Annotated in this window: 22 protein-coding genes; 15 read left to right on the top strand and 7 right to left on the bottom strand. The window is 69.7% G+C overall.

Features of this window, described 5'->3' with window-relative positions; translation table 11 throughout:
• Positions 1–5 precede the first annotated feature (5 nt).
• Complete coding sequence (locus GQ56_RS0108440) at positions 6–1,271, top strand: MFS transporter (protein ID WP_031398241.1); 1,266 nt, start codon at positions 6–8, stop codon at positions 1,269–1,271.
• A gap of 45 nt (positions 1,272–1,316) precedes the next feature.
• Here GQ56_RS0108440 and GQ56_RS0108435 read toward each other — a convergent pair whose 3' ends face one another.
• Genes GQ56_RS0108435 through GQ56_RS0108420 form a run of 4 tightly spaced genes read right to left on the bottom strand, consistent with a single transcriptional unit; the run spans position 1,317 to position 4,930 of the window.
• The gene (locus GQ56_RS0108435; protein WP_031398240.1) at positions 1,317–1,913 is read right to left on the bottom strand and encodes a peroxidase-related enzyme; all 597 of its coding nucleotides are present in this window, start codon (positions 1,911–1,913) and stop codon (positions 1,317–1,319) included.
• Entirely contained in the window at positions 1,910–2,440 is a 531-nt protein-coding gene (locus GQ56_RS0108430; RefSeq protein WP_031398239.1) for a CMD domain-containing protein, read from the bottom strand. Before GQ56_RS0108430 ends, GQ56_RS0108435 begins: the two co-directional genes overlap by 4 nt.
• Positions 2,441–2,486: 46 nt before the next feature.
• The gene (locus GQ56_RS0108425; RefSeq protein ID WP_031398238.1) at positions 2,487–3,911 is read right to left on the bottom strand and encodes an NAD(P)-binding domain-containing protein; all 1,425 of its coding nucleotides are present in this window, start codon (positions 3,909–3,911) and stop codon (positions 2,487–2,489) included.
• A 5-nt stretch (positions 3,912–3,916) separates the two neighbouring features.
• Positions 3,917–4,930: a LysR family transcriptional regulator gene (locus GQ56_RS0108420; protein ID WP_031398237.1), complete on the bottom strand. Its 1,014-nt coding sequence runs from the start codon at positions 4,928–4,930 to the stop codon at positions 3,917–3,919.
• 354 nt (positions 4,931–5,284) lie between these two features.
• Here GQ56_RS0108420 and GQ56_RS0108415 point away from each other — a divergent pair, with 354 nt between their 5' ends.
• The 4 genes from GQ56_RS0108415 to GQ56_RS0108400 are packed head-to-tail and all read left to right on the top strand — an operon-like array spanning position 5,285 to position 9,953.
• Positions 5,285–6,478: an ABC transporter substrate-binding protein gene (locus GQ56_RS0108415; RefSeq protein WP_031398236.1), complete on the top strand. Its 1,194-nt coding sequence runs from the start codon at positions 5,285–5,287 to the stop codon at positions 6,476–6,478.
• Positions 6,479–6,514: 36 nt separating this feature from the next.
• Positions 6,515–8,326 carry an ABC transporter permease gene (locus GQ56_RS0108410; RefSeq protein WP_031398235.1) on the top strand — a complete coding sequence of 604 codons (1,812 nt, stop codon included), beginning with the start codon at positions 6,515–6,517 and terminating at the stop codon, positions 8,324–8,326.
• Positions 8,327–8,337: 11 nt separating this feature from the next.
• Positions 8,338–9,195: an ABC transporter ATP-binding protein gene (locus tag GQ56_RS0108405; RefSeq protein WP_031398234.1), complete on the top strand. Its 858-nt coding sequence runs from the start codon at positions 8,338–8,340 to the stop codon at positions 9,193–9,195.
• Positions 9,192–9,953, top strand: a complete 762-nt coding sequence (locus tag GQ56_RS0108400) for an ABC transporter ATP-binding protein (RefSeq protein WP_031398233.1) — start codon at positions 9,192–9,194, stop codon at positions 9,951–9,953. The genes GQ56_RS0108405 and GQ56_RS0108400 overlap by 4 nt, the downstream gene beginning before the upstream one ends.
• A gap of 57 nt (positions 9,954–10,010) precedes the next feature.
• Here the strand turns inward: GQ56_RS0108400 and GQ56_RS0108395 are convergent, their stop codons facing one another.
• Positions 10,011–10,631 carry a TetR/AcrR family transcriptional regulator gene (locus GQ56_RS0108395; RefSeq protein ID WP_031398232.1) on the bottom strand — a complete coding sequence of 207 codons (621 nt, stop codon included), beginning with the start codon at positions 10,629–10,631 and terminating at the stop codon, positions 10,011–10,013.
• Positions 10,632–10,893: 262 nt separating this feature from the next.
• Here GQ56_RS0108395 and GQ56_RS0108390 point away from each other — a divergent pair, with 262 nt between their 5' ends.
• From GQ56_RS0108390 to GQ56_RS0108355, 8 genes are all read left to right on the top strand, one after another.
• The gene (locus tag GQ56_RS0108390; protein ID WP_200877982.1) at positions 10,894–13,065 is read left to right on the top strand and encodes a beta-glucosidase family protein; all 2,172 of its coding nucleotides are present in this window, start codon (positions 10,894–10,896) and stop codon (positions 13,063–13,065) included.
• 32 nt (positions 13,066–13,097) lie between these two features.
• Positions 13,098–14,345, top strand: a complete 1,248-nt coding sequence (locus GQ56_RS0108385; RefSeq protein WP_031398230.1) for an MFS transporter — start codon at positions 13,098–13,100, stop codon at positions 14,343–14,345.
• 31 nt (positions 14,346–14,376) lie between these two features.
• Positions 14,377–15,864, top strand: coding sequence for a sulfatase-like hydrolase/transferase (locus GQ56_RS0108380; protein WP_031398229.1), 1,488 nt, complete (start codon positions 14,377–14,379; stop codon positions 15,862–15,864).
• A gap of 161 nt (positions 15,865–16,025) precedes the next feature.
• Entirely contained in the window at positions 16,026–17,063 is a 1,038-nt protein-coding gene (locus GQ56_RS0108375) for a porin (RefSeq protein WP_031398228.1), read from the top strand.
• A gap of 205 nt (positions 17,064–17,268) precedes the next feature.
• On the top strand, positions 17,269–17,535 hold the full coding sequence (locus tag GQ56_RS39250; RefSeq protein WP_052007231.1) for a BON domain-containing protein: 267 nt from the start codon (positions 17,269–17,271) through the stop codon (positions 17,533–17,535).
• Between the two features lie 136 nt (positions 17,536–17,671).
• The gene (locus tag GQ56_RS0108365; RefSeq protein WP_034197159.1) at positions 17,672–19,297 is read left to right on the top strand and encodes a sulfatase; all 1,626 of its coding nucleotides are present in this window, start codon (positions 17,672–17,674) and stop codon (positions 19,295–19,297) included.
• A gap of 75 nt (positions 19,298–19,372) precedes the next feature.
• A complete protein-coding gene (locus tag GQ56_RS0108360; RefSeq protein ID WP_081894870.1) occupies positions 19,373–20,344 on the top strand; it encodes a formylglycine-generating enzyme family protein in 972 nt (323 codons plus the stop codon).
• A 154-nt stretch (positions 20,345–20,498) separates the two neighbouring features.
• Positions 20,499–20,942, top strand: coding sequence for a hypothetical protein (locus tag GQ56_RS0108355; RefSeq protein WP_031398224.1), 444 nt, complete (start codon positions 20,499–20,501; stop codon positions 20,940–20,942).
• Between the two features lie 124 nt (positions 20,943–21,066).
• Here the strand turns inward: GQ56_RS0108355 and GQ56_RS0108350 are convergent, their stop codons facing one another.
• Together GQ56_RS0108350 and GQ56_RS0108345 are read right to left on the bottom strand one after the other, a co-directional pair.
• Positions 21,067–22,515: a sensor histidine kinase gene (locus tag GQ56_RS0108350; protein ID WP_031398223.1), complete on the bottom strand. Its 1,449-nt coding sequence runs from the start codon at positions 22,513–22,515 to the stop codon at positions 21,067–21,069.
• A complete protein-coding gene (locus GQ56_RS0108345) occupies positions 22,502–23,167 on the bottom strand; it encodes a response regulator transcription factor (RefSeq protein ID WP_031398222.1) in 666 nt (221 codons plus the stop codon). Before GQ56_RS0108345 ends, GQ56_RS0108350 begins: the two co-directional genes overlap by 14 nt.
• A 237-nt stretch (positions 23,168–23,404) precedes the next feature.
• On the opposite strand from GQ56_RS0108345, the gene GQ56_RS0108335 reads away from it, so the two are divergent.
• Both GQ56_RS0108335 and GQ56_RS0108330 read left to right on the top strand, forming a co-directional pair.
• Positions 23,405–24,421, top strand: a complete 1,017-nt coding sequence (locus tag GQ56_RS0108335) for an ABC transporter substrate-binding protein (RefSeq protein WP_031398221.1) — start codon at positions 23,405–23,407, stop codon at positions 24,419–24,421.
• 98 nt (positions 24,422–24,519) lie between these two features.
• Positions 24,520–25,830 carry an MFS transporter gene (locus tag GQ56_RS0108330; protein WP_031398220.1) on the top strand — a complete coding sequence of 437 codons (1,311 nt, stop codon included), beginning with the start codon at positions 24,520–24,522 and terminating at the stop codon, positions 25,828–25,830.
• Positions 25,831–25,833 lie beyond the last annotated feature (3 nt).

The following is a 25,833-nucleotide window of genomic DNA, read 5'->3' as shown; positions in this document are numbered from 1 at the left end:
ATCACATGAGCGAACCGCTTCATCTCGCCGGCGATCGATCGCCGGCCGTTGCGCAGGGGCCCGGCATCGCGCGCGCGCTCACGGTCGTCGCGATTCTCTACGCCGCGATCGGCAGCGTGCTCGGCTTCGTGCAGGGCGGCCTCGGGCCGATCCTGCGCGCTCAGGGCGTGGCGCTGGCGTCGCTGCAATGGGTCTATGCGCTGTACCTGCCTTTCGGCGTCGCGTTCCTGTGGGCGCCGTGGCTCGACGCGCGGCGGCTGCCCCGGCTCGGGCACCGGACGGGCTGGATCGTCGCGGCGCAGGGCGTCGCGGTCGCCGCGACGCTCGGCATCGCCGCGTTGCCGGGCGCCCCCGTCGCGAGGTTGTTCGCGCTCGGGCTCGTCGCGACGGCGGCCGTCGCGACGATGGACCTGTCGCTCGACGCGTTGACGGTCGAGCAGACGCCGCCATCGGGCCGTACGCTCGTTGCGGCCGCGAAGATGGGCGGGATGGCGTTCGGCCTGCTGCTGGGCGGCGGCGTGCTCTTGTGGGCGTATCCGTCGGCCGGCTGGCGGCTCACGTTCGTGCTGCTGGCCGCGATCCTTGCCGTGTCGCTGCTGCCGGTCACGCTGCTGGTCGCGGCCGATCGCGCGGCGCCGCGCATCGCGAACCGGTCGCTGCCGGGATGGCGCAATGCACTGAGCGACGCGCCGATGCGGGCGCGACTGCTTGCGACGATCGCTCTGACAGTGATGTTGATGTTGCTGTTCAACTTCAACCGGCTGCTGCTGGTCGATCTCGGCCTGCCGCTGCAGCGGATCGGTGCGCTGCTCGGCACGCTCGTGCCGGCAGCGAACCTTGCGGCGGCGATAGCGACCGGCTGGGCCGCGCGTCGCTGGCGGCCCGCCGCGATCTGCGCGACGGGCGCCGTGGCCTGCATCGCGAGCGTTACCGTGCTGGCGGTCGCTGCCATGCGTGGCGACGCTGCGCTGGCCACGACGGGAGCGGTACTGGTCGGCGCGGCCAGCGCCTGGACCTTCATCGGCATGGGCGGTGCGATCCTCGGCTGGGCGGCCGGCCGCCAGCCGGCGACCGTCTATGCACTGTTCTACGGCAGCGGGCGGCTGGTCGGCACGTTCGGATTGCTCGGGATGCCGAGACTGATCGCGTCGGTGGGCTGGCCGGCGTTCTATGCTGGCGCGGGCATCGCGTTCGGGCTGGCGGCGGCGGTGTTTCTCGCGTTGCTGGTGCGCGGCGGCACGGTGCCGACGGAGCCGGGCCGCGCGGCGTGAAGGTCGGTCCCGGGCGGACGCGGCGCGGCGAATGTCGCGCCGCGCTTACGCAGATCGATCTCCCTCTCCCGGAAACACCGGCTCCCCCAGCGTCAACATCAACCGGTTCGCCCACGCGAAGATCGCGACCGCGTGCGACAGGTCGAGAATTTCCTCATGCGTGAGCCCTTCGGCCTCGAGCGCGGCGATGGCGCTCGCATCGACCGTATCGGGCCGCTCGGTCAGCGCGATCGCATAGCGCACGATCGCGCGTTCGCGTGCCGTCGTGCCGGCCGTCGCCGGATCGTCGAACACCTGCTCGATCGCATCGGTGCGTTTCGCGAGCTGCGCGAAGCGCTGCGCATGAACCGACGCGCAATATACGCAGCCGTTCACGCGCGACACGGCCGTGCTGGCCAGTTCGCGTTCCGCGCGAGACAGCCCGCCCGGGCCGTACATGATCGCGTTGAACACGCCCGAGCGCTGCCGCAGGATCTCGGGCAGGTGGACGAGCAGCAGGTAGTAGTCGGACGTCTTCGCCTGCGGGTGGCTCGCTTCGAGCACCGCAAGCTGCTCGGGCGTCGCGGCGTCGAGCGGCACCGTGTCGAGCCAGGCGCGCCAGCCGAGCGTGTCGGAAGTGAAGCCGTGGGCGGCGGTCGTCATGCGGCCTCCTGCGCGGCACGCGCCTGAAGTGCCTGCGCGGCAGCCGCGACGCGCAACTGGTACGCGACGAACGCGACGAGCTGCGACAGCGCGACGATAGCGGGCGTCGTGAGGCCGGCCGACTTCAGGGCGTCGAGATCGGCCGCGCGTGCGTCGACGGGCGACCGCGCCAGCAGCCGCGCGTGCGCGAGGATCGCGCCGACGCGCGGGGCGAGCGCGTCGAACGCCTCGGCGTCCGCGCGGGCGATGTCCTCGGCGGCGGCGCCGGCGTCGAGCAGCCGGGCGCGATACGTCTCGGCCAGCGCGTGCGCGTTCGATTGGCGCGCGACCAGGCGCGCCGCATGCAGCCTTTCGATCAGCGAGAGATCGGGCAGCGCGGGATCGAACAGCGCGGCTTCGCTCAGCTGCGTATGGCGCAGCACCTTGTCGCGCGCCCGGCGCAGCACGGCTATCGCGTCGCCGCCGTGCAGGCCGGCCACCGCGTCGATCGTATCCGGCACGGCGGCCGGCGTAATGGGTTCAGTCATCGTTTCGGATTCCCTTCGTTCGTCAATGTCGTCGCTGGATGTGCGTTCATGCGTCGGCGTCATGCCATTCGTCGCCTTGCAGTTCGGCGTTCGCATACGCGACGAGTGCGTCGTAATGGCAGTCGCGATCGGCGTCGAACAGCCGGCTCGCGATGCCGCGCGCCAGCCGCTTCGCCCCCGCGCTGATCGCCGGGATGTCGCCGGACAGCTTGCCCTGGCTCAGGCTCGCCGCGTGGTTGAAGCAGTGGATGCGCGTGACGGCCGGGCACGCGCCGGGCTCGCGTTCCTGGAACGCGAACGCGGGGCCGAGGTCGGGCGACTCGGCGAGCTCGTCGAGCCATGCGCCGGGCGCCGGCCGGTAACGATCCTTCCAGCGCCGCACGTGCGCGCCGAACGACGCGAATTCCGCGCGCGTCGTCCAGTCCGAATGGAAGCCCGTCGCGAAGATCAGGAAGTCGACGGTGTAGCGCCCGCGGGGCGTCGTCACGTCGAGGCCGTCCGCGTGGCCGGCGAGCGTCTCGATCGGGCTGCCCGCGTGAAAGTGCGCTTGCGCGTGGCGCGACACGCGCAGCACGCTGTCGCGCGGCGGCGGCGTCTGCGACGTCAGCGCGTAGTGCATGAAACGCCACTTCGTCGCATCGTCGAGATCGGCGTAGCCGTGCACGAGGCCCGGGCTGCCGATGCCGGTCAGCTTGTTGATGCGCGGAATGTCGGCGCGGCGGAAGAACAGGTCGACGCGCGCGGCGCCGGCCTCGAGCGCGGCGCCCGCGTTGTCGAACGCGGAAGCGCCCGCGCCGACCACGCCGACCCGCTTGCCCGCGAGCGCCGCGAAATCGATCGGCTCGGACGAATGGGCCCAGCGTGCGCGCGGCGCGCGTTGCGCGACGGGTGGCACGTACGGGCCGCCGAGCCCGTCGCGGCCGGTCGCGAGCACGACATGGCGCGCGAGCAGCGTCCGCGCTTCGCCGTTGGCGCGCACGTCGAGCGCGAGCAGGCCGTCGGCGCGCGGGCGCAGCGCGGCAAGCGTGGTGTCGTTGCACACCTGCAGGTCGAGCACGCGCCGGTACCAGCGCAGGTAGTCCATCCATTGCGTGCGCGGGATCTTGTAGAGCGCGTCCCACGCGTCGCGGCCGTATTGGGCCTCGAACCATGCACGGAACGTCAGCGCGGGCAGGCCGAGCGCGGGGCCGGCGAGCTGCTTCGGCGAACGCAGCGTTTCCATCCGCGCGAACGTGACCCACGGGCCTTCGTAGCCGGCCGGCGCGCGGTCGATCACGCACTGGTTGTCGATGCCGAGCAGGCGCAGTTCGGCGGACGCCGCGAGCCCCGCCATCCCGCCGCCGACGATCGCGACGTCGAGCACGCGCATGCCGTCGGCTTCCTGCGGCGGCACCCACGACGGCGCGGGCAGGTCGAGCCAGCGCAGGTCCTGCGCGAGCCGCGCTTCGAGCGCCGGGAGTGCGTCGGGCATCGTCGTCATGCGGCCTCCTGGCGGGCGCGGCGGGGCCGCGTGGCGCGAGGCGGGCGCGGCGTGCGCTCGCTGCGCAGCCGGTCGCCGCGCAGCAGCGCATCGTGCGCGGCGGCCTCGTGAAAGATCACGTCGTCGAGCAGCGCGCGCGTCGTGCGCCGCAGCGCGTCGAGCAGCGCATCGACGGCCGCGGTGCGGGCCTTGCCGGCCGGCGTCGCGACGCCGAACGCGAACGGGATGTCGACGTCGAGCGGGCGCGCGACGACGCCGTCCACCGGCAGCGCGACGCCCGTGGCCGGATCGACGATGCCGATTCCGACGCCCGCGCGGGCGGCCATCACCGCGTTCAGCGACGCATTGGTCTCGATGAATACGCGCGCCTTGATTCGCGCCGCCGCGAATGCCGCATCGATCCGCTGGCGCAGCCGGTGGCGGTTCGCGACCGTCACGATGCGGCGTTGCTCGAGATCGCGCAGCGCGATGCGCGGCTTCGACGCGAGCGGATCGCCGGCGGGCAGCACGGCGACGCACGGCGTCTGCGCGATCCAGTGCACGTCGAGCCCCGCATGCGCCATCGGCAGCGTGACGACGCCGACGTCGGCCGTGCCGGCCAGCACTTCGTGGACGACATGCTCGGCCGATTCGCTGCGCAACTGGTAGTGCGGCGCGTGCGCGTCGTCGGGCAGCGCGGCGAGCGCGGCCGGCACGAGCGTGGCCGCGAGCGACGGCGTGGCCGCGATCCGCACGGGCTCGGCCGTTTCGACGCCGAGCGCGCGGGCCCGCGCCTCGATCGCGCGCAGGCCGACGAGCGAGCGCTCGACTTCCTCGTAAAGCAGGAACGCGCGCCGCGTCGGCGTGACGCGCGGGCCGTTCCGGTCGAACAGCGCGTAGCCGAGATCGGCTTCGAGCTCCTGGATCTGCCGCGTGACGGCCGGCTGCGAGCGGCCGAGCAGTTCGCCCGCGCCGGTCACGCTGCCGGCCGACATGACCGCGGAAAAGGCTTCGAGTTGGTGCAGCTCCATGACACGTTCCGATGATGCGATTTGCGCATTGTAGAAGTGCGAGCATGCGTAATTCATATAATGATTTTTGCTATCGACAGCGCGAAAACTGCGAAGCGCGCGCCCGGGGCGCGCGTCGGCGGCGGGCGCCCGTGCCGCGGCGTCGCGCGATGTCGCGCGGAAAACACCAATCGAATCAACGCGATGCGCTATCGGCGCGGCGCCGCACGATGCGCGGCAGTCGCCGGGCCTTGCGCAGGCGCGATCGGCTTCGCGCCGCACGCGATATCGATATGCGCAAAACTTCGTTGGATCGCCCTGAACCGGGTGGTTACATGCCCTCACTCTTTTCGATCGACTGAAGGTGGGGGCGGCATGAAGGTTTCGGGGAACGACGCACGCAGCGCATGGCGGCGCGTGCTGGGCACGGTGGCGGCGTTCGCGGCCGCATGGGGCTTGTCGGCGGGCGGTGCGCTCGCGGCGGGCGTGTCGGGCGAGCCGGTGGTGGTCGGCGTGAGCGGGCCGCTCACGGGGCAGGACGCGCAATACGGCGAGCAATGGAAGCGCGGCTTCGATCTCGCGCTCGACGAGATCAACGGCAGCGGCGGCATTCACGGCCGGCCGCTCGCGGTCGACTTCCAGGACAGCCGCAGCGATCCGCGCCAGGCGGTCGCGATCGCGCAGAAGTTCGTCGCCGATCCGCGCGTCGTGATCGAGCTCGGCGATTTCTCGAGCGCGACGTCGATGGCCGCGTCGCCGATCTACCAGCGCGGGCAACTGCTCCAGTTCGGCTTCACGAACTCGCATCCGGATTTCACGAAAGGCGGCGACTACCTGTGGAGCACCGCGCTGAGCCAGGCCGAGGAGCAGCCGCTGCTCGCGCGCTACGCGGTGAAGGAACTCGGCTTCAAGCGGATCGCGGTGCTGTACCTGAACACCGACTGGGGCCGCACCAGCAAGGACATCTTCGCGAAGGCGGTGGCCGGGCTCGGCGCGCAGGTCGTCGCGGCCGAAGGCTATCAGCCGGCGGAGAAGGATTTCCGCTCGACGCTCGTGCGCATCGGCGAATCGAAGCCCGATTCGATCGTGCTGATCTCGTACTACGCGGACGGCGCACAGATCGTGCGGCAGGCGCGCACGTCGGGCGTCGCGCTTCCGATCGCGGCGGTCGGTTCCGTGTATTCGCCGAAGTTCATCGAGCTGGGCGGCGCGGCTGTCGACGGCGTCTATACCGAATCGAACTTCTTCCCGGCCGAGCCGCGCCCCGAGGTGCAGGCGTTCGTGCAGCGCTATCGCGCGAAATTCCACGCCGATCCCGATTCGTTCGTCGCACGGGCGTACGACGCGCTGATCCTGTCGGCCGAAGTGCTGCGCCGCTACGGCACGACGCGCCAGGCCGCGCACGACGGTTTCGCGAAAGTGAGCGACGTGCCGAGCGTGATCTTCGGCAAGGTGCGCTTCGATCCGCAGACGCGCCGCGTCGCGGGCGCGCGCACCGTGTATCTGGTCGTGAAGCAGGGGCAGTGGGCGCTGTGGGACGGCGCGAAGCCCCAGCTCGCCGCGCGCTGATTCCGGATTCCACAGGCAAGTGATGGACGCATCGTGATGGCATCCTGGCTCGACTACACGCTCAACGGCCTCATCGTCGGCAACATCTACGCGCTGCTCGCGGTCGGGCTCGCGCTGATCTTCGGCGTGTCGCACCTGATCAACTTCGCGCACGGCTCGGTGTACATGGTCGGCGCATTCATCGGCTGGCTGTGCCTGACGCGCTTCGGGCTGCCGCTGCCGGTCGCGCTCGCGGCGGTCGTGGCCGGCTGCGGTGCGCTCGGCATCGCGATCGAGCGGATCGGGCTGCGGCCGCTGCGCCACGCCGCGCGGATCGCGCCGCTGCTCGCGACGATCGGCATCAGCTTCATCCTCGACCAGCTCGCGCAGCTCGCGTTCGGCGCGGACCCGCGCGCGGTGCCGACGCCGCTGCCCGACTGGCACCTGCGGATCGCCGGCGCGACGCTCGGCTCGCTCGACCTGCTGATCGCGGGCATCGGCATCGCGGCGGCCGCGCTGCTGTACGGCTTCCTGCGCTTCACGCGGCTCGGCTGGGCCGTGCGCGCGACCGCGCAGGATCGCGACGCGGCGCTGCAGATGGGCGTCGACGTCGACCGCGTGAACCAGACGGTGTTCGCGATCGCGTGCGCGCTCGGCGGCGTGAGCGGGCTGCTGGTCGGCATGTACTACAACAGCATCGACCCGGCGATGGGCTTCCAGGCGACGCTGAAGGGCGTCGTCGCGCTGCTGATCGGCGGGCTCGGCAACGTGCCGGGCGCGATCGCGGGCAGCCTGCTGCTCGGTCTCGTCGAAAGCTACGGCGTCGCGCTGTTCGGCACCAGCTACCGCGACCTGTTCGCGTTCGGACTGCTGATCGTGTTCCTCGTGTGGCGGCCCAACGGCCTGTTCAGCGCGAACCGCGCGCTGCCGCCCGAGCCGATGACGGGCACCTTCCTCGCGGCCGCGAAAGCCGTGCGCGTGCCGCGCCCGGCGCTCGTCGCGCTGATCCTGGCGGCCGCCGCGCTGCCGTGGCTCGGCGCATCGCCGTACGTGCTGCAGACGCTCACCAACGCGTGGCTGTACGGCCTGCTCGCGCTGAGCCTCACGCTCGTCGCGGGCACGGTCGGGCAGATCTCGCTCGGCCACGCGGCGCTGCTCGTGATCGGCGCGTACGCGTCGGCGCTGCTGTCGTCGGATCTCGGCTGGTCGCCGGCCGTGACGATCCCGTGCGCGGGCGCGATCACGGCCGTGCTCGGCACGCTGCTCGTCTATCCGGCCTTCCGGCTGCGCGGGCACTACGTGTCGATCGCGACGCTCGGCATCGGCGAGGTGGTGAGCCTCGTGATCCTGAACTGGGACGGCCTCACGCGCGGCCCGCTCGGCATCACCGGCATCGCGCCGCTGCCGTGGGCGACGAGCGCGCAGGCCGCGTACTGGTTCACGTTCGCGGTGCTCGTCGCGTTCGCGCTGGTGCAGGTGCGGCTGCTGCGCTCGCATCTCGGCCGCACGCTGCGCGCGGTGCGCGAGGACGACGTCGCCGCACGCGCGCACGGCATCGCGCCGAACCGCTACAAGGCGATCGCGTTCGCGGTCGGCGGCGTCGCGGCCGGCGTGAGCGGCGGCATCGCCGCGCACCTGTACAGCTACATCAATCACCAGACCTTCGACTCGCAGGTGTCGATCCTCGCGCTGACGATGGTGATCCTCGGCGGGCTCGGCAACGTGCTCGGCGGCATCGCCGGCGCGGTCGCGCTGATCGGGCTGCCCGAGCTGTTCCGCTGGGCGGCCGACTACCGGATGCTGATCTACGGCGTCGTGCTGCTGTTGCTCGTCCGGTTCCGGCCGCAGGGCCTGCTCGGCACCGTGTGAGGAGACAGACGATGACGACCCCTCGACCCTTGCTCGACGTGCAGGGCCTGACGCGCCGCTTCGACGGCGTGACCGCGCTCGACGGCGCGAGCCTGACGCTCGCCGACGGCGAACTGCTGAGCGTGATCGGCCCGAACGGCGCCGGCAAGTCCACGCTGTTCAACCTGATCGCGGGCGCCGACCGGCCCGACGCCGGCCGCGTGACGTTCGACGGCCGCGACATCACGGGCACCGCGCCCGAACGGCTCGCGGCGCTGGGCATCGCGCGCACGTTCCAGCACGGCCGCGTGTTCGGCAACCTGAGCGTGCTCGACAACGTGCTGATCGGCGCACATGCGCGGCTGCGCGCGGCGCGGCCCGGCTGGCCCGTGCTCGGCGCGGCGGCCGAGGTGCTGCGCGCGCTCGTGCGGCCCGCGTCGGTGCGCCGCGAGGAGGCGGCGCTGCGCGACGAGGCGCGCGCGATCGTCGCCGGGTTCGGCGAACGGCTCACGCCGCGCATCGATCATCCGGCGCACAGCCTGTCGTATGCGAACCGGCGGCGCGTGGAGATCGGCCGTGCGCTCGCGCTGCATCCGCGGCTGCTGCTGCTCGACGAACCGACGGCCGGGATGAACGAAACGGAAACGGCGGAGATGCTGCTGCTGATCCAGTCGCTGAAGGCGCGCGGCCTCACGATCCTGCTGATCGAGCACAAGCTCGAACTCGTGATGCGCGTGTCCGACCGCGTGATGGTGCTCGACAACGGCGTGAAGATCGCCGAAGGCGCGCCGCGCGACGTGCGGCACGATCCGCGCGTGATCGAGGCGTACCTCGGCCGCCGCCATGCGGGCGGCGCCGACGCGCCGCACCCCGCGCAGGCGGTCGCATGACCGCGCTTTCTTCCGGACCCGACACGACCATGACCGACGCGCTGCTGAAACTCGAACACCTCGACACGTTCTACGGGCCGGTGCAGGTGCATTTCGACGTGAACTTCGAGGTCGGCCGCGGGCAGATCGTCAGCTTGCTGGGCGGCAACGCGAGCGGCAAGTCGACGACGATGAAGCTGATTCTCGGGTTGATGCGGCCGAAGCGCGGCGTCGTGCGTTTCGACGGCGACGACGTGACGGCGCTCGCGACGCCGCAGCGCGTGCGGCGCGGGATCGCGGCCGTGCCCGAGGCGCGGCGGCTGTTCGGCGACATGAGCGTGCGCGAGAACCTGCTGATGGGCGCCTACACGCGCGGCGACCGCACGGCGGTGGCGGAGGACTATGCGCGCGTGCTCGACCTGTTTCCGCGGGTGCGGGAGCGGCTCGCGCAGCGTGCGGGCACGCTGTCGGGCGGCGAGCAGCAGATGCTGGCGATGGCGCGCGCGCTGATGGCGCGGCCGAAGCTGATCTGCATGGACGAGCCGACGATGGGGCTGTCGCCGCTCTACGTCGACAAGGTGCTCGAGCTGATCGACGCGATCAACAGGCAGGGCGTGACGGTGTTCATGGTGGAGCAGAACGCGAGCCTCGCGCTGGAGATCGCGCATTACGGCTACGTGCTGCAGACCGGGCGCGTCGTGCTCGAAGGGCCGGCGCAGGCGCTGCTCGCGGACGAACGGATCAGGGATGCGTATCTCGGCGGCGAGGTCGCGGCGTAGCCGCGCGCACCGGGCGAGGGCGCCGGCGCGGCGCGGTCGCGCCGCGCACCCGACGTTTCAACGGAAGATGAACGCGACGACGGCGTCGCAATGCGCGTCGATCGCCCGCTCGTCGAGCGCGTCGATGCCGTGCGCGTAGCGCATTTCGGCCGTCAGCAGATAGGGCACCTGCGCGATCGCGGTAATCATGTACAGCAGCACGACCGGGTCGATCCGCGCGAGCCCGTCGGTCGTCTCGCTGACCAGGCGGATCAGCGGCACCGAGCGATCGTGGCGCGGCCGCACGAAGGTTTCCGCCATCCACTTCAGGCGTTCCGAATCGCGGTTGGCCTCCTGCATCATCAGCCGCGCATGCTCGGGATGCGCGGCGCAATAGCGCACGTAGTTGCGGATGTACTGCTTGACGGCGTCGATCGAGAACGTGTCCGACGCCGGGTCCGGCAGCGCGACCCCCTCCATGAACCGGTCGAACAGCTGCGTCACGCTGGCGCGCCACAGGTTCTCCTTGTTGCCGAAGTAGTAGCGGATCATCGCGTGGTTCACGCCGGCCGCGTCCGCGATGTCGCGCACGCTGACCGCGTCGAAACCGCGGGTCGAGAACTGTTCGAGCGCGATGCCCAGAATTTCCGAACGGGTCTGTTCGCCGCGCTCCTGCTGCGCTTGCCGGGCAATCTGCATGTGTCCTGTCCTTGATCGAATCCCCGGATTGTGCCGTCCGTCCGGGCCGGCCGCAACGGGCCGGCCCGGCCCGACGCGGTGCGCCCGCGCGATGCCGCAGCCCGCACGGGTCGGGGAAAACCCCGCCGCCATTAGAGCGGTCACACGCTTGACACGCAGGTTCAAAACAATAATTATCCACTCGGATAATTATTCGGCGGCACCCGCTCGGCATGGCGATGCGAGCGCGGTGCCTGCCGGTCCCGTTCATTCGACGCCACGCATGATGAAACCCACGACCCATCTGCAGCATCCCCTCGAATCCTCCGAGCCGGCCGGCCCGCACATGGCGCCGGCGGATTGTCCCGACGCCCGCGCGCGGGAAACCGAAGCCCGCATGACCGACGACGAGCGCTTTTCGCTGCTCTACAGCCTGATGGTGCGGGTCTTTGGCCGTACCGGCCGCGAGCCGCGCGTGCCGGCCGACCTGCCGGTCATCGCCGGATACGTCCCCGGCGTGCCGCGCCTCGGCGTGCCGGCGCTGAAGCTGGCCGACGCGAGCCTCGGCCTGCGCCATACCGAAACCGCCGACGAGCGCGCGACCGCGTTCCCGGCCGCGCTGGCGCTCGGCGCGACCTTCGATCCCGCGCTGGCGCGCCGCATGGGCGCGGCAATCGGCAGGGAGGCGCGCGCTCGCGGCTTCAACGTTGCGCTGGGCGGCGGCATCAACCTGGTGCGCGACGTGCGCAACGGCCGCAACTTCGAATACGTGTCGGAAGATCCGCTGCTGTCCGGGCGGATCGGCGGCAGCGTGGTGGCCGGCACGCAGCGCGAGGGCGTGGTCGCGCTGCTCAAGCACCTGTCGCTCAATGCGAGCGAGACCGACAAGTTCTTCCTGAACGCCGTGATCGATCCGGACGCGCATCGCGAGAGCGACCTGCTCGCGTTCCAGATCGCGATCGAGGCGGGCGCGCCCGGCGCGCTGATGGCCGCCTACAACCAGGTCAACGGCGCGTATGCGAGCGGCAACCGGCCGCTGTTGCAGGACATCGTCAAGGACGCGATGGGCTTCAAGGGCTGGATCATGTCGGACTGGCGCTCGGTGTACGGCTGGGAATCCGCGCTCGCGGGCCTCGACCAGCATTCGGGCGCGCAGCTCGACGAGGCCGAGTGGTTCAACGGGCCGCTGCGGCGCGCGTACGACGAAGGCAAGGTGCCGCCGGCGCGCATCGGCGAGATGGTGACGCGCATCCTGCGATCCTGCTACGCGGTCGGCATCGATCGCGCGCGCCCGCCGGAGCCGGTCGATTTCGCCGCGCACGACGCGATCGCGCTGCAGATCGCCCGCGAGGGCATCGTGCTGCTGAAGAACGACCGGCAGGTGCTGCCGCTCCTGCCGGCGGTGCGCCGCGTCGCGGTGATCGGCGGCTTCGCGCAGGCGGGCGTGCTGTCCGGTTCGGGTTCCAGCCAGGTGATGCCGCACGGCGGCTATGCGGCGGTCGTGCCGATGCGCAGCCATCCGCTGCTCGGGCCGACCGCGATGTGCATCGGCGGCGGGTCGCCGCTCGCGGCGCTGCGGGCGCAGTTGCCGGACGCGATCGTCGAATACGACAGCGGCGCGCACGTCGCGGACGCCGTCGCGCTCGCGCGCCGCGCCGACGTCGTGATCGTCAACGCGATCCGTCACGAGGGCGAACGCTTCGATTGCCCCGACATGACGCTGCCGTTCGGGCAGGATGCGCTGATCGACGCGGTGGCGCGCGCGAACCCCGATACGGTGGTCGTGCTGCAGACCGGCAACCCGGTCGCGATGCCGTGGAGCGGCGGCGTCGCGGCGATCGTGCAGGCGTGGTATCCGGGGCAGGCGGGCGCGCAGGCGATCGCGGAGATCCTGACGGGGCGCGTCAATCCGTCGGGCCGCCTGCCGGTCACGTTTCCGGTCGACGTCGCGCACACGCCGCATCCGGCGCTGCCGGGCGCCGACGTCGAACTCGGCACGCCGATCGACGTGCACTACCACGAGGGCGCGGACGTCGGCTATCGCTGGTTCGCCAGGACGGGGCGGACGCCGCGCTTCGCTTTCGGCTTCGGGCTGAGCTATACGCGCTTCGCGTACGACGACCTGCGGCTCGACGGCGGCGACACGGTGACGGCGCGCTTCACGGTGACCAACACCGGCGCGCGCGACGGCGACGATGTGCCGCAGCTCTACCTGACGAATGCCTGCGGCGAGCCGCGCGTGCGGCTGCTCGGGTTCGAGCGCGTGACGTTGCGCGCGGGCGAATCCATCCGCGTGGCGCTGAGCGTCGATCCGCGCCTGCTGGCCCGGTTCGACGGATCGGCCGGACAGTGGCGGATCGCGGCCGGCACGTATCGCATCGCGCTGGCGCGCGCGGCGATCGATCACGCGATCGCGGGGTCGGTGCAGCTCGACGGGCGGGTGTTCGGGCGCTGAGCGGGCGGCGGCGCATGATGAATGGAGGGGATATGGACGAATTGATCTATGTATCGGCCCGTAAAACGGCCAACCGGTATCTCGGCGTGACGCTGACCGTCGCCTTCGTCGGCGTCTGGCTGGCGATGTTGCCGTATCCGATGATGATCCTGCCGATGCTGGCGGAACGCATCTCGCCGACCGACAAGGCAACCGTGCTGGCGCGGGCGCTCGGCATCGGCTCGTTCATCGGCCTGGTCGCGCAGCCGATATTCGGCGTGCTGAGCGATCACACGCGCTCGCGCTGGGGCATGCGCAAGCCGTGGATCCTGGGCGGCATGCTGGGCGGGCTCGGTGCGATGGCCGTCATGGCGACCGCGCGCACGCCCGCGCAGCTCGCGCTCGGATGGGGGCTGATGGCGTTGACCTTCAATTCGATCTTGAGCGGCCTGAACGCGGTGCTTCCGGATCAGGTCCGCTCCGAGAAGCTCGGCTTCTATTCGTCGATCGTCGGATTCACGCCGCCGATCGGCATTCTCCTGGGCGTCGGCATTGCGAGGCAACTGGCCCCCGATCTCGTGTCGATCGCGCTGGTGCAGGGGGCGATCGCGCTGGTGGCGGTCACCTGCTTCGTCGTGTTCGCCAACGACCGGCAACTGGATGCCCGCCAGGTGAAACCGCTGCAGTGGCGGCAACTGGCGGCGAGTTTCTGGACCAATCCGGTCAGGCATCCCGACTTCGCGATCGCGTGGCTGTCGCGTGCGCTGGTGCTGTTCGGCGTCAGCAGCTTGCAGTACTACCTGCTGTTCTATCTGCGGGACCGGATCGGCCTGTCGACGAAAGAGACGCCGCACGCGATGTTCATGTGCCTGCTGGTGGCCACGACGGCCATGACGGCCAGTGCGCTGGTGTTCGGGCGGCTGTCGGACCGGTTGCGGCGCCGCAAGGTCTTCGTGATCGGGGCCGGCATCGGGATGGCGCTCGGGTTTCCGGTGCTCCTGTACTGCGCGACGTTTTCGCAGTTGCTGGCCGTGATCGCGTGGATGGGCGTGGCGCAGGGCGCGTATCTCGCCGTCGACCTTGCGCTGGTGACGGAAGTGCTGCCCGACCGCAATGCGGCGGCAAAGGACATGGGCGTGTTCCATCTCGCGAACGTCGTGCCGCAGCTTTCCCTTTCCCTTCTCGCGACCTGGCTGACGATGCCGGGCGGCGCCATCCGCTTCGACGCGCTGTTCCTCGCGGCGGGTTGCTCGACGCTGCTCGGCGGGATCGTCATCGCCGCGATCAGGTCGGTTCGCTGACATCGACTCGTATTTTGCCAACGGATATCTCATGACCACGAAGCCCAATTTCGTCATCATCGTCGCGGACCAGTTGCGCGCCGATTGCGTTCACGCGGTTGATCCCGCGACGCCCGTCCGCACGCCGAACCTGGATCGGCTCGCCGCCGGCGGCGTTGCGTTCACGCAGGCGTTCGGACAACACAGTGTCTGCTCGCCGTCGCGCGTGTCGTTCCTGTCGGGACAGTATCCGCACGTGGCCGGGCATCGCACGCTCGGTTACCTGCTGGGGCCGGACGAGCCGAATTTCCTGCGCGTCTTCAAGGAGAACGGCTATCACGTGGCGATGGCCGGCGGTCGCGGCGATTCGTTCGCGCCCGGCGCGACCGAACGTTCGGCGCATGAGTATGGCTTCCTGCCGGAAGAGACGCGGCGCAGCGCGGCGGAATTCCTGCAGAGCAAGGCGAAAGGGGACCCCGCGGACCCGATGGTGCGCGCGTTCTATCGGGGGCAGCGTTCGCAGGAGCAGGCCGCCATCGAATACGACGAGGTGGTGATCCGCACGGCGGAGCATTGGCTCGCCGCCCCGCCGCGCGAACCGTGGGTGCTGTATGTCCCGCTGTTTGCGCCGCATCCGCCGTTCGAGGCGGAGGAGCCGTGGTTTTCGATGTACGACCGCGCGGCGGTGCCGGAGCGTGCGGTCGGACATGGCCGGATGCCCGCTTACGTCGAGGCGCTGGCCCGCGCGCATGGATGGGACCGTCTGACCGACGCGCAATGGCGGGAACTGCGCGCCGTGTACTACGGCATGGTGTCGAGACTGGATCACCACGTCGGCCGCGTGATGGAGGCGGCCGGCCGCGCCACCGAGCCGGGGCGCCTGGTCACCACGTTCTTTTCGGATCACGGCGAATACATCGGGGATTTCGGGCTCGCGGAGAAGTGGCCGTCGGGCGTGCACGAATGCCTGCTGCGCAATCCGCTCATCGTCTCCGGCGCGTCCGGGCCGGACGTGGCCGGCACGACCTCGAGCGCGATGGTCGAGATGATCGACGTGTTTCCCACGCTACTGGAGCTGGCCGGCCTGGAGGCGACGCATGCGCACTACGGGAAAAGCTTCGCGCACTGCCTCCTCGCGGCAGGGGAGGCGCACCGTGAGCAGGTGTTCAGCGAGGGCGGCTTCCTGACCCGGGAAGTCGACCATTTCGAGCAGGCCGGCTTTCCGTACGACATCAAGGCGAAGCTGCAAAGCGGGCAGCCGGAGACGGTGGGCAAGGCCGCGGTCATCCGGACGCCGGAGTGGACGTATGTGTGGCGCCTCTACGAGGCGCCCGAGCTGTATCGGCGCACGACCGATCCGGGCGAGACGACGAACCTGGCCGGCAGGCCGGAATTTGCCGACGTCGAGGCCGGGTTGCTGGAGCGCCTGTTGCGCTGGCAAGTCGAAACGGCCGACGTCCTGCCCGCCGCGAAAGGCTCTCGCTTTCCGCCGGTCGACTTGCCGCGCCCCGGCGAGTGGCGTGCGCAGGAAGATCGATAGGCAGTAACCGGGCGCGCAGGCGGTACGTCAGGTACGCCTTCGCGCCCGGCCCGTACAGGAGCTCGGAGAAGCCCCGTTCGATGTTGTCTGTTTTAGCGTGGAATTTAATAAGGAATATTAATTATTGAAGGGGAAGCGTGGTGAGGAGACTGACATTAGGCATGGTTGCGCTGGTGATTGGCGGAGGTGCGCACGCGCAGTCGAGCGTGACGCTGTTCGGCACGCTCGGCGGCGGCGTTCGATGGACCGATGGCGGGAAGGGCGGGCAGCAGGTCGGCTTCGACAACAATCCGATTGCGGGCAACACCCTCGGTTTCACGGGCAAGGAGGACCTGGGCGGCGGAGTGAGGGCCGTCTTCATGCTGCAGAGCGGCTTCAATCTGGGCACCGGTGCGTTGAAATCGTCGAATACGCTTTTCTCGCAGCGGGCGTACGTCGGGCTGGAGGGGGGATTCGGCCGGCTGACGCTTGGACGCCAGCTGAACGCCGCCGAAGATATCGGCGTTCAACTCGATCCGAACCAGGCGAATGGCTCGACGCTTGCGATGACGCCCGGCATTGTCTGGGGCGGCAATTTCTTTACGCTCGATGCCCGTTTCAACAATACGGTCAAGTACGTCGGCCGGCTCGGCGGCTTCACGCTGAGAGCCAGTTATTCGCCGGGAGGCGTGGCCGGCGACTGGCACACGGGTACGAATCTGGCCGCCGGCGCCAGCTATCAGTTCCGCTCGCTGCTGCTCGCGGCCGCGTACCAGAAGACCTACAGCGCCACCACCAACCAGTGGGCGCAAACCGCAATGGGCGGCGCGACGTGGCAGCTCGGGCCGACGCGGCTGTACCTGAACTACAGCGCGCTGGCGGTCTCCGCGGCGAGCGCGGCCGGCAGCAAGCGGCGCGACAACATTCCCGGGGTCGGCATCGTCTACCAGATCACGCCGACGTTGCAGTTCACCGGCGCCACCTATTACGACATGGCCAGCAACCTGCAAAACGTTGCCGGGGCGGATGGCCGGAAGACAAGCTCGTACGCGATGCTCGAGTACTTCCTGTCGAAGCGGTCGGAACTCTATGTGGAGTTCGACCGGAACGGCTTCTCGGGGGCCTACAAGAAGGATCCGACGAACGTGTCGGCACTGAACCTGCGTCCCGACGGGCGCACCGTGAGCGGGGTGTCGATCGGCGTCATGACGCAGTTTTAGAGGTGCGGCCAATGGCATCGCGGCGCACGACGCGAGGCGATGCCGGGGGAACAACGGGAGAAACGACATGCAGGTTTGCAGAAGGGGATGCCGCTATCTGGTGGCATGGACGATCGCTTTGAGTGCGCTGAGTGCCGCCGCTCAGGAATCGCAGGGCGGGGGGGCGGCGACTCCAGCATCGGCATCGGCGGCTGCGTCGGCATCGGTGTCGGCGTCAGCGTCCGGCAGCGAGTCGCGCAAGGCGACGAAGGCGGCCGACCGACGGTTGCGCAAGCAGGTGGCGGGTGCGCTGGCGCGAACGAAGCGTCTCGATTCGAGCCGCCTGCTGATCTTCGCGAGGTCCGGCGTCGTCACGTTGTCCGGCGAGGTGGCCGATGCCGAGCAGGCCGCGCTGGCCGCATCGGCCGCGCAGCGCGTGCCGGGCGTCGGCGAGGTGCGTAATCGGTTGCGCATCAGTCCGCAGACCCGGTAAGACGGGAACCGTCGGGATCATCGGATGCGTTGCGGCGGGCAAGGGGCCGCGACCGTTCCGGCGGCGAGCCGTGCGTGAACGACGCGACGAGCAGGCCGCACACGACGCATCAAACATGGAGTGAATCGAACCGATCATGAAAGCCATACTCGTGATGTACGACAGCCTGAACCGGCACATGCTGCCGCCGTACGGCAACACCTGGGTCAACGCGCCGAATTTTCAGCGGCTCGCCGATCGCAGCGCGACCTTCGACAACTGCTATATCGGCAGCATGGCCTGCATACCGGCGCGCAGGGAACTGCACACCGGGCGCTACAACTTCCTGCATCGAAGCTGGGGGCCGCTGGAGCCGTTCGACGATTCGATGCCGGACATGCTCCGCAAGAAGGGCATTCACACCCATCTGGCGAGCGATCACCCGCACTACTGGGAAGACGGCGGCGCGACCTATCACACGCGATACAGCAGCTGGGAATTCTTCCGGGGGCAGGAGGGCGACCCGTGGAAGGCGGAACTCGGCCCGCCCCCGATGCCGGCACGGCTGAAAGGCGCGTTGAAGGAGACGGCCGCGCGGCAGGATTTCGTGAACCGCCAGTATTACCCGACCGAGGATCTGCATCCGCAGACGCTGACCTTCGATGCGGGCGAAGCGTTCCTGAGAAAGAATCACGACAAGGATTCGTGGTTCCTGCAGATCGAGACGTTCGATCCGCACGAGCCGTTCGCCAGCTATCCGAAGTATCGCGACCTTTACCCGGGCGACCGAGACGGCACGCACTTCGACTGGCCGCCCTACGGCCCGGTCTCCGCCGCCGAGACGGACGGCGACCTGCGCACGGCGCAGGCCGGGTATGCCGCGCTCGTGTCCATGTGCGACCACTCGCTCGGGCGGGTGCTCGATCTGATGGACGAACTCGATCTGTGGCGCGACACGATGCTGATCGTCTGCACCGACCACGGGTACATGCTCGGCGAGCACGGGTGGTGGGCAAAGACGGTCCAGCCGTGGTTCAACGAACTCGCCAACACGCCGCTCTTCATCTGGGATCCGCGCTGGCGTCGGGCCGGCGTACGCCGCCGCTCGCTCGTGCAGATGATCGACCTCGCGCCGACGCTGCTCGACTTTTTCGGTCTGGCGCCCACGCCGGACATGCAGGGCAGTGCGCTCTGGAGAACGATCGACACGGACGCGCCCGTTCGCGAGGCCGCGCTGTTCGGCATGCATGGCGAACAGGTCAACGTGACCGACGGGCGCTACGTGTACATGCGCTCGGGCGTCGATCCGGACCGTAACGAACCGCTGTACGAATATACGTTGATGCCCACCCACATGCGGGAGCGGTTCAGCGTCGACGAACTGCGTGACATCGAGTTGTCCGAACCCTTTTCGTTTACCAAGGGTGTCCGGACGATGCGGATCGCGAGCCGGCCTGTCGGGTATGCGTACCGGTCGGGGACGCTGCTTTTCGATCTGCATGACGATCCGCGACAGGAGCGCCCGCTGTACGACGAGACGGCCGAACTGCGGATGGCCGAACTCATGCGCGACCTGATGCGGGCCAGCGATGCGCCGGAAGACCAATACACGCGGCTCGGTCTGCCGTCCGCGGGCGCGATCGAGCCGGCGCGGCTTCTGGCCCGCAGCCACGCGGATCGCGCCGAGCGGTGGCGGGCGCACCTGGCCGTCCAGGCGCAGGCGATGCGCGCCGAGGTCGAGCGCAAGCGCGCGGCCCAGGCCGGGGCCGCGTCGGGTGGCTGACGTGCGACGCCATCCCGGGTTCGGCACCCCGTGGCCGGCAGACACGGGGAAACGACGTTTCGGCAGGGAGGAACCGTGAGCAACGACAAGCAACGATCGTGCTGTCCCGGCGCGGGAAAGCGCCAGCAACTGTCCGCGGTGTCGGCGCATGCGTCCGCGCCGCGCATCCACAGCACGGGCGCCGGCGTGCCGTCGAGCCGGGACATCGTCTGGTTCGAGGCGGGCAGGAGCTGGGTCGGCACGGATACGCCCGTCATCAAGGCCGATGGCGAGGGGCCGCGGCGGCGCGTCACGTTGCGCGCGTTCGGGATGGATCGCTATGCCGTCTCGAACGCGCGCTTCGCGGAGTTCGTCGCCGCGACCGGCTATCGCACGGAGGCCGAGCGCATCGGCTGGAGTTACGTGTTCCGCTCGTCCTCCGTCTGCGCAGATCACCTCGTGGGCGTCGCGGACGCCCCGTGGTGGCTGGCGATCGACGGCGCCAGCTGGGCGGCGCCGGAGGGGCCCGGTTCGTCGGTTGCGGGGCGCGAGCAGCATCCGGTGGTGCACGTGTCGTGGAACGACGCGTGCGCGTTTGCGGCGTGGTGCGGCGGCCGGCTGCCGACCGAGGCGGAGTGGGAGCATGCGGCCAGAGGGGGCGCGCAAGCGCGCCGCTATCCCTGGGGCGACGAGGAGCCGTCCGACGAGATGCAGTGCTGCAACATCTGGCACGGCGTGTTTCCCCATCTGAACACGTCGCCGGACGGGTATGCCGGTACGGTTCGGGTCGATGCGTTTTCGCCGAATCCCGCCGGCTTGTACAACTGCAGCGGCAACGTGTGGGAATGGTGCGCCGATCCGTTCCTGACGCAGTCGCTGTCGGGCGCGGGAAAGGCGCGCAATCGTCAGGCGCTCGCGGAGCGGGAGCATACGCTGAAAGGCGGGTCGTATCTGTGCCATCGCGATTACTGCTATCGCTATCGTATCGCCGCCCGGACGGGGCGACCGCGGGATACCTCGACCGGACACACGGGGTTCCGGATTGCATACGATGTCGCGCACGACTGATCGACGTGCGTCAACGCAGCGGACGGGTGCGCCGCGCCCTCTCCAGTCGGGTAGGTCGCCTGTTTTTTGTCAGGCATGCGAAAAATACTGATGGACGGCGGCATTCAAGGTAGATTGACGTTCTCCCGATACCGGACGCCACGGAGTGCCGCGCATGTTGACCTATTCCGTTCAGAAAGTCGGCTATGACTTCAATCAGCTGGATCCGCAAGGCGCGACGGACTACGCGTCGTTCACGCAGGCGTTCGACGCGTTTCCGTGGCCCGCGCAGCATGCGGAGTGGGACGAAGCGCAGGAAGGCCCGTTGCCGGCCCTCGTGCTGCAGCAGGCCGACGACCAGCGGGAATTGTGGGTGACCGCGCTCGGCGATGCGCATGCGGAAGGCTTCCAGTTGCATGCCGTTTCCATGCGGGTGAAGAAGGGGCTCTTCGGGATCGGCAAGGAAAAGCAGGAGCGGTATGTCGAGACGATCGATGTCGAGAAGCGCGCGGACGTCGACGCATTGTGCCGGCTGTTCTGCGAGCGTCAGTACGACGAGCTGGACCGGCTCGTCGCGCGGCTGGCGGCGCTCGGCCGCGATGCCGGCGACGGCGACTGAGCGCGGCGACGCGCGAGCCTCGACCCGGGCCATGATGCGCCGGGCCTGACGCGTCGACCGGAATGACGCACTGGCCCGGCCCGGCCGCACCTGCGCCGGATGGCGTTCGCCCGGCGTGCCCGGCCTAGTTGCCCGGCCGTATCCGTCCGGCCTTTGCGGCATCCGCCGGGAGCTTCGCCGCGCGCGGAAACGTCAGCACGACCGCGAACCCGCCCGCGTCGGGAAACGCGAACCCGACGCGCCCGCCGTGCGCCTTCATCACCTCCTGCACGATCGCGAGCCCGAGGCCCGACCCGGTGCGCCGCTCGCTGCCGTCCGGCGCGATCCGCACGAACGGCTGCAAGGCGGCGTCCCAGTGTTCGCGCGGGATGCCGCGACCGTTGTCGGTGACGGTCAGCGTGATCGCGCCGTCGGCGTGACCGGCGCTCGCGACCGCCACGACGAGATCGTCCGCATGGCCGTGCAACAACGCGTTGTGCAGCACGTTCGACAGCGCTTCCTGCAGGCTGATCGCGTCGCCGTCGATCCACGCGAACGGCGCGTCGCTCGCGAATGCGACGGCGACGTCGCGCTCGTCCGCGAGCGGAATCGTGCGGCCGAGCACGTCCTTCGCGAGTGCGACGAGTTCGACCGGCTGCTGCGGCACGGCCTCGGTGCGATGGATCACCATCGCGTGATTGAGCAACTGGCCGGTCAGCCGCCCGACGTCCGAGCAGGTCGCGCGCAATGCGTCGAGGCGCGCCGCGTGGCGTGCGGGATCGGCCTCGCCGTCGAGCAGCTCGATCTGCGCATCGAGCCGCGCGAGCGGCGTGCGCATCTGGTGCGCGGCGTCGGCGATGAAGCGCTGCATCGCGTTGATGCGTTCGGCCAGACGGCGCATCAACCCGTTGATCGACCCGATGATCGCGTCGATCTCGCTCGGCGTATCGACGGCCACCGGCCGCAGGTCGGCCGGGTCGCGCGCGGCGATGATCGCGCCGATCTGCGCGAGCGGGCGCAGGCCGCGCCGGATCGCGAGGCCGCTCGCGCCGATCGCGAGCACGCTCATCAGCAGGATCAGCGTCCACACCTTGAAGCTCATGTCGTTGGTGAGCTGCCGGCGCGCGTGGGTGGTTTGCGCCACGGTCACGAGCGCCCAGCCGGGCGTGCTTTCCTCGGGCATGTAGCGCGCGATGGTGGCGGTGCGGATCGGGTGCTCCTGGTAGACGGCGTTCGCGAACGCGGGGCCCTGTTGCGCGGCGGCGAGCGTCGCGGGGCTCGCGAGATCGCTGTAGCCGGCCACGACGATGCCGCGCGAGTCGACGACCTTGTAGTACACGAGGTCGTAGCGCGACAGCGTCGACAGCGCGGCCACCGGCGGATTCAGCGCGAGCACGCCGCCTTGCACGTAGAGGTTCTCGGCGACCTGGATCGACGCGCCGCCCAGCAACTGGTCGTATGCACGCTCGGCCGCGACGCCCGCGTAGTAGCGCGCGATCGCCGCGAGTGCGAGGGCGCCGGTCGCGACGACGATCGCGACGAACAGCAGCGTGCGCCCGAACAGCGTCTTGGGGAACCAGTCAATGCGCGGCAATCTGGTACCCCATGCCGCGCGCGGTGCGGATCTCGACCGAGCTGCCCTGCAGCTTCCTGCGCACGCGCGTCACATACTGCTCGACCGCGTTCGCGGTCGGCTCGTTGCCGAAGCTGAACAACTGGTTCAGCAGCTCGTCCTTCGAGAAGATCCGCTGCGGCCGGCTCGCGAGGATTTCGAGCAGCGCGAATTCCTGGCGCGACAGCGACAGCGGCTGGCCGTCGAGTTCAGCGAGCCGGCTGCTGCGGTCGATCACGAGGCCGCCGAGCGTCAGCACGTCGTTCGCATGGCCGCTGTTGCGGCGCAGGAGCGCCTGCACGCGCGCGTCGAGCTCGCGATAGTCGAAGGGCTTCACCAGGTAGTCGTCGGCGCCGAGGCCGAGGCCGCTCACGCGATCGTCGATCGCCGAGCGCGCGGTGACGAGCAGCACGGGCGTCGTGCTGCCCGCTGCGCGCAGGTGGCGCAGCACCGCGAAGCCGTCCATGCCGGGCAGGTTCGCATCGAGCACGACGAGGTCGAAGCGCTCGACGCGCAGCAGCCCGTTCGCGGTTGCCCCGTCGGTTTCGAGATCGACCGCGTGGCCGAGCCGCGCGAGGCGGCTGCGGATCGCCGCGCCGATCTCGGCATCGTCTTCCACGACCAGAATGCGCATGGTGCCGTCTTGCAGAGGATGGGTTAGGGGTTTTCCCGGGGCCGGGATGTCAGCATTTTCTCAGACTCGGCCGATAACCTGTGTCGAGCCGGAAGCAGAATGCAAGGACGGCATTAATACCAGAAATATTCAAGGAGACGGCAACATGCAGCAGGTCACGGGCACGACGGGCGTGCGGCGCGGCGCGGCGATGGCCCGCGCGCGGCCGTTGGCCGACCGTTGCATGGCGGTGTGCGCATGACCGCGTCGCCGCGTCGCCGCGCGTTGCTGGCCGCCGGGCTCGGCGTGCTCGCCGCGCCGTCGCTCGTGCGCGCGAAGCCGCGCACGGTCCGGATCTCGAAAGGCTATGGCGTGCTGTACCTGCCGCTGCTCGTGATGGAGAAGCAGCGGCTGTTCGAACGGCACGCGGCGCGCCAGGGCCTGCGCGAGGTCGCGGTCGACTGGGTGCTGCTCGACGGCGGCAATTCCGTCAACGACGCGATGATGGCCGGCACGCTCGATTTCGCGGGCGCCGGCGCGCCCGGCTTCATCGAGCTGTGGGCGCGGGCGCGCGGCATTCCGAACGTCGAGGTGATCGGCATCAGCGGGCTGTCGGCCACGTCGCTGTCGCTGAACGCGAACCGTCCGGGCCTCGTGTCGCTGCGCGACTTCGCGCCGTCCGACCGGATCGCGGTGCCGGGCATCCGCACGTCGCTGTCGGCGGTCGTGCTGCAGATGGTCGCGAGCCGCCAGCTCGGCCCCGCGCATTTCGCGCAGCTCGATTCGATCACCGTGAACCTGCCGCATCCGCAGGCGATGCAGGCGCTGATCCGCCGCGAGAACGGCGTCACCGCGCACTTCACGTCGCCGCCGTTCTCCACGCTGGAGCTGCGCCGGCCGGGCATCCACCGCGTCGTGAATTCGGTCGACGTGCTCGGCCCGATGACGCTCGACGTCGTGTTCGCGCCGAAGCGGCTCGTCGACACGGAGCCCGCGCTGGCCGTGGCGTTCATCGCCGCCCTCGACGAGGCGAACCGCCTGATCGCGCAGGACCCGCGCGCGGCGGCCGCGCTGTACGCGGCGTCGTCGGGCGTCGGCGTGTCGCACGACGACGTGATGCGGATGCTCGCCGCACCGGACACGCGCTTTTCGGTCCTGCCGAACCAGTTGATGGACTACGTCGAATTCCTGTACCTGGCCGGCACGATCAAGGCGAAGCCGCGCGCGTGGCACGAGATGTTCGCGCCGATGCTGGACGCCTACCGGTCGGGCTGAACCGCCGCCCCCGTTCATCGATCCACCCCCGCGCCCGCGCGTTCGTCGCGCGGCGCCGATCCAACCGATACGCAACCGATTCACGCAAGGAGCCCGAAGTGAGCGCTACCGATACCCTGGACCCCGCGTCCGCCGAAGAGCAGCGCATCATGTCGAAGATGGCGCGGCGCCTGCTGCCCATCCTCGTCGTGATGTTCCTGATCGCGTTCATCGACCGGCAGAACGTCGGCTTCGCGAAACTGCAGATGGTGCACAGCCTCGGGATGACGGAAGCCGCGTTCGGCCTCGCGTCGTCGCTGTTCTTCATCGGCTACCTGCTGTTCGAGGTGCCGAGCACGCTTGCGCTGCATCGCTACGGCGCGCGCCTGTGGCTGGCGCGGATCATGCTGACGTGGGGCCTCATCACGGTGCTGATGGGCTTCACGACGTCGATGCCCGCGTTCTGCGCGCTGCGCTTCGTGCTCGGGATCGCCGAGGCCGGCTTTTATCCCGGCGTGATCTACTACCTGACGCTGTGGTTTCCGCAAAGCTATCGCGCGAAGGTGCTCGGCATCTTCACGCTCGGCAGCGCGCTCGCGAACATGCTCGGCTCGCTGGTCGGCGGCGTGTTGCTGAGCCTGAACGGCGTGTGGGGGCTCGCGGGCTGGCAGTGGGTGTTCGTGGCGACCGGCATCCCGGCGGTGATCGTCGCGATCGTCGTGTTCCGCGTGCTGCCCGCGTCGGTGCGCGACGCGCGTTTTCTCGATGCGCGCGAGAAGGCGATCGTCGAGGCCGCGCTCGAACGCGAGAAGCCGGCGCAGGCCGAGCACGGCCAGCCGTGGAAGGCGCTGCTCGATCCGCGCGTGATGCTGTTCGCGGCGACCTACATGCTGATGTCGACGTCGCTGTACGGCGTCACGTACTGGCTGCCGACGCTCGTGAAGTCGTTCGGCGTGTCGAGCAGCATGAACGGCTTCCTGAGCATGCTGCCGTGGGCGCTCGCGGTGCTGCTGCTGCTGTGGCTGCCGGCGAAGCTGCGCCGCGCGAAGAGCATCCTGCGCACGATCGCGATCGTCGCGGCGCTCGGCGCGCTCGGTTTCCTGCTGAGCCTCGTGCTGCCGTCCACGCCGCTGCGCTTCGTCGCGCTCGTGCTCGGCGGCGCGTGCATTCCGCTGCTGTATCCGTGCTTCTGGTCGATGCCGCCGCGCTACTTCACCGGCGCGCGGGCGGCGGCGAGCGTGGCCGCGATCAACTCGATCGGCAACCTGGGCGGCTTCTTCAGCCAGAACCTGATGCCGTTCGCGGGCAAGGCGACCGGCACCGCGTTCGGGCCGATGATCGTGCCGATCGTGTGCCTGGCGCTGCTCGGCATCGGCGCGCTGGTCGCGTGGACGCGCTCGGAGCGCGCGATGGTGGCGGCGCGGGCGTGAGGG

The organism is Burkholderia paludis, from assembly GCF_000732615.1.
Lineage (GTDB): Bacteria > Pseudomonadota > Gammaproteobacteria > Burkholderiales > Burkholderiaceae > Burkholderia > Burkholderia paludis.
The sequence above is the reverse complement of the archived record's forward strand: the minus strand, read 5'-3'. Positions and strand labels throughout refer to the sequence as shown.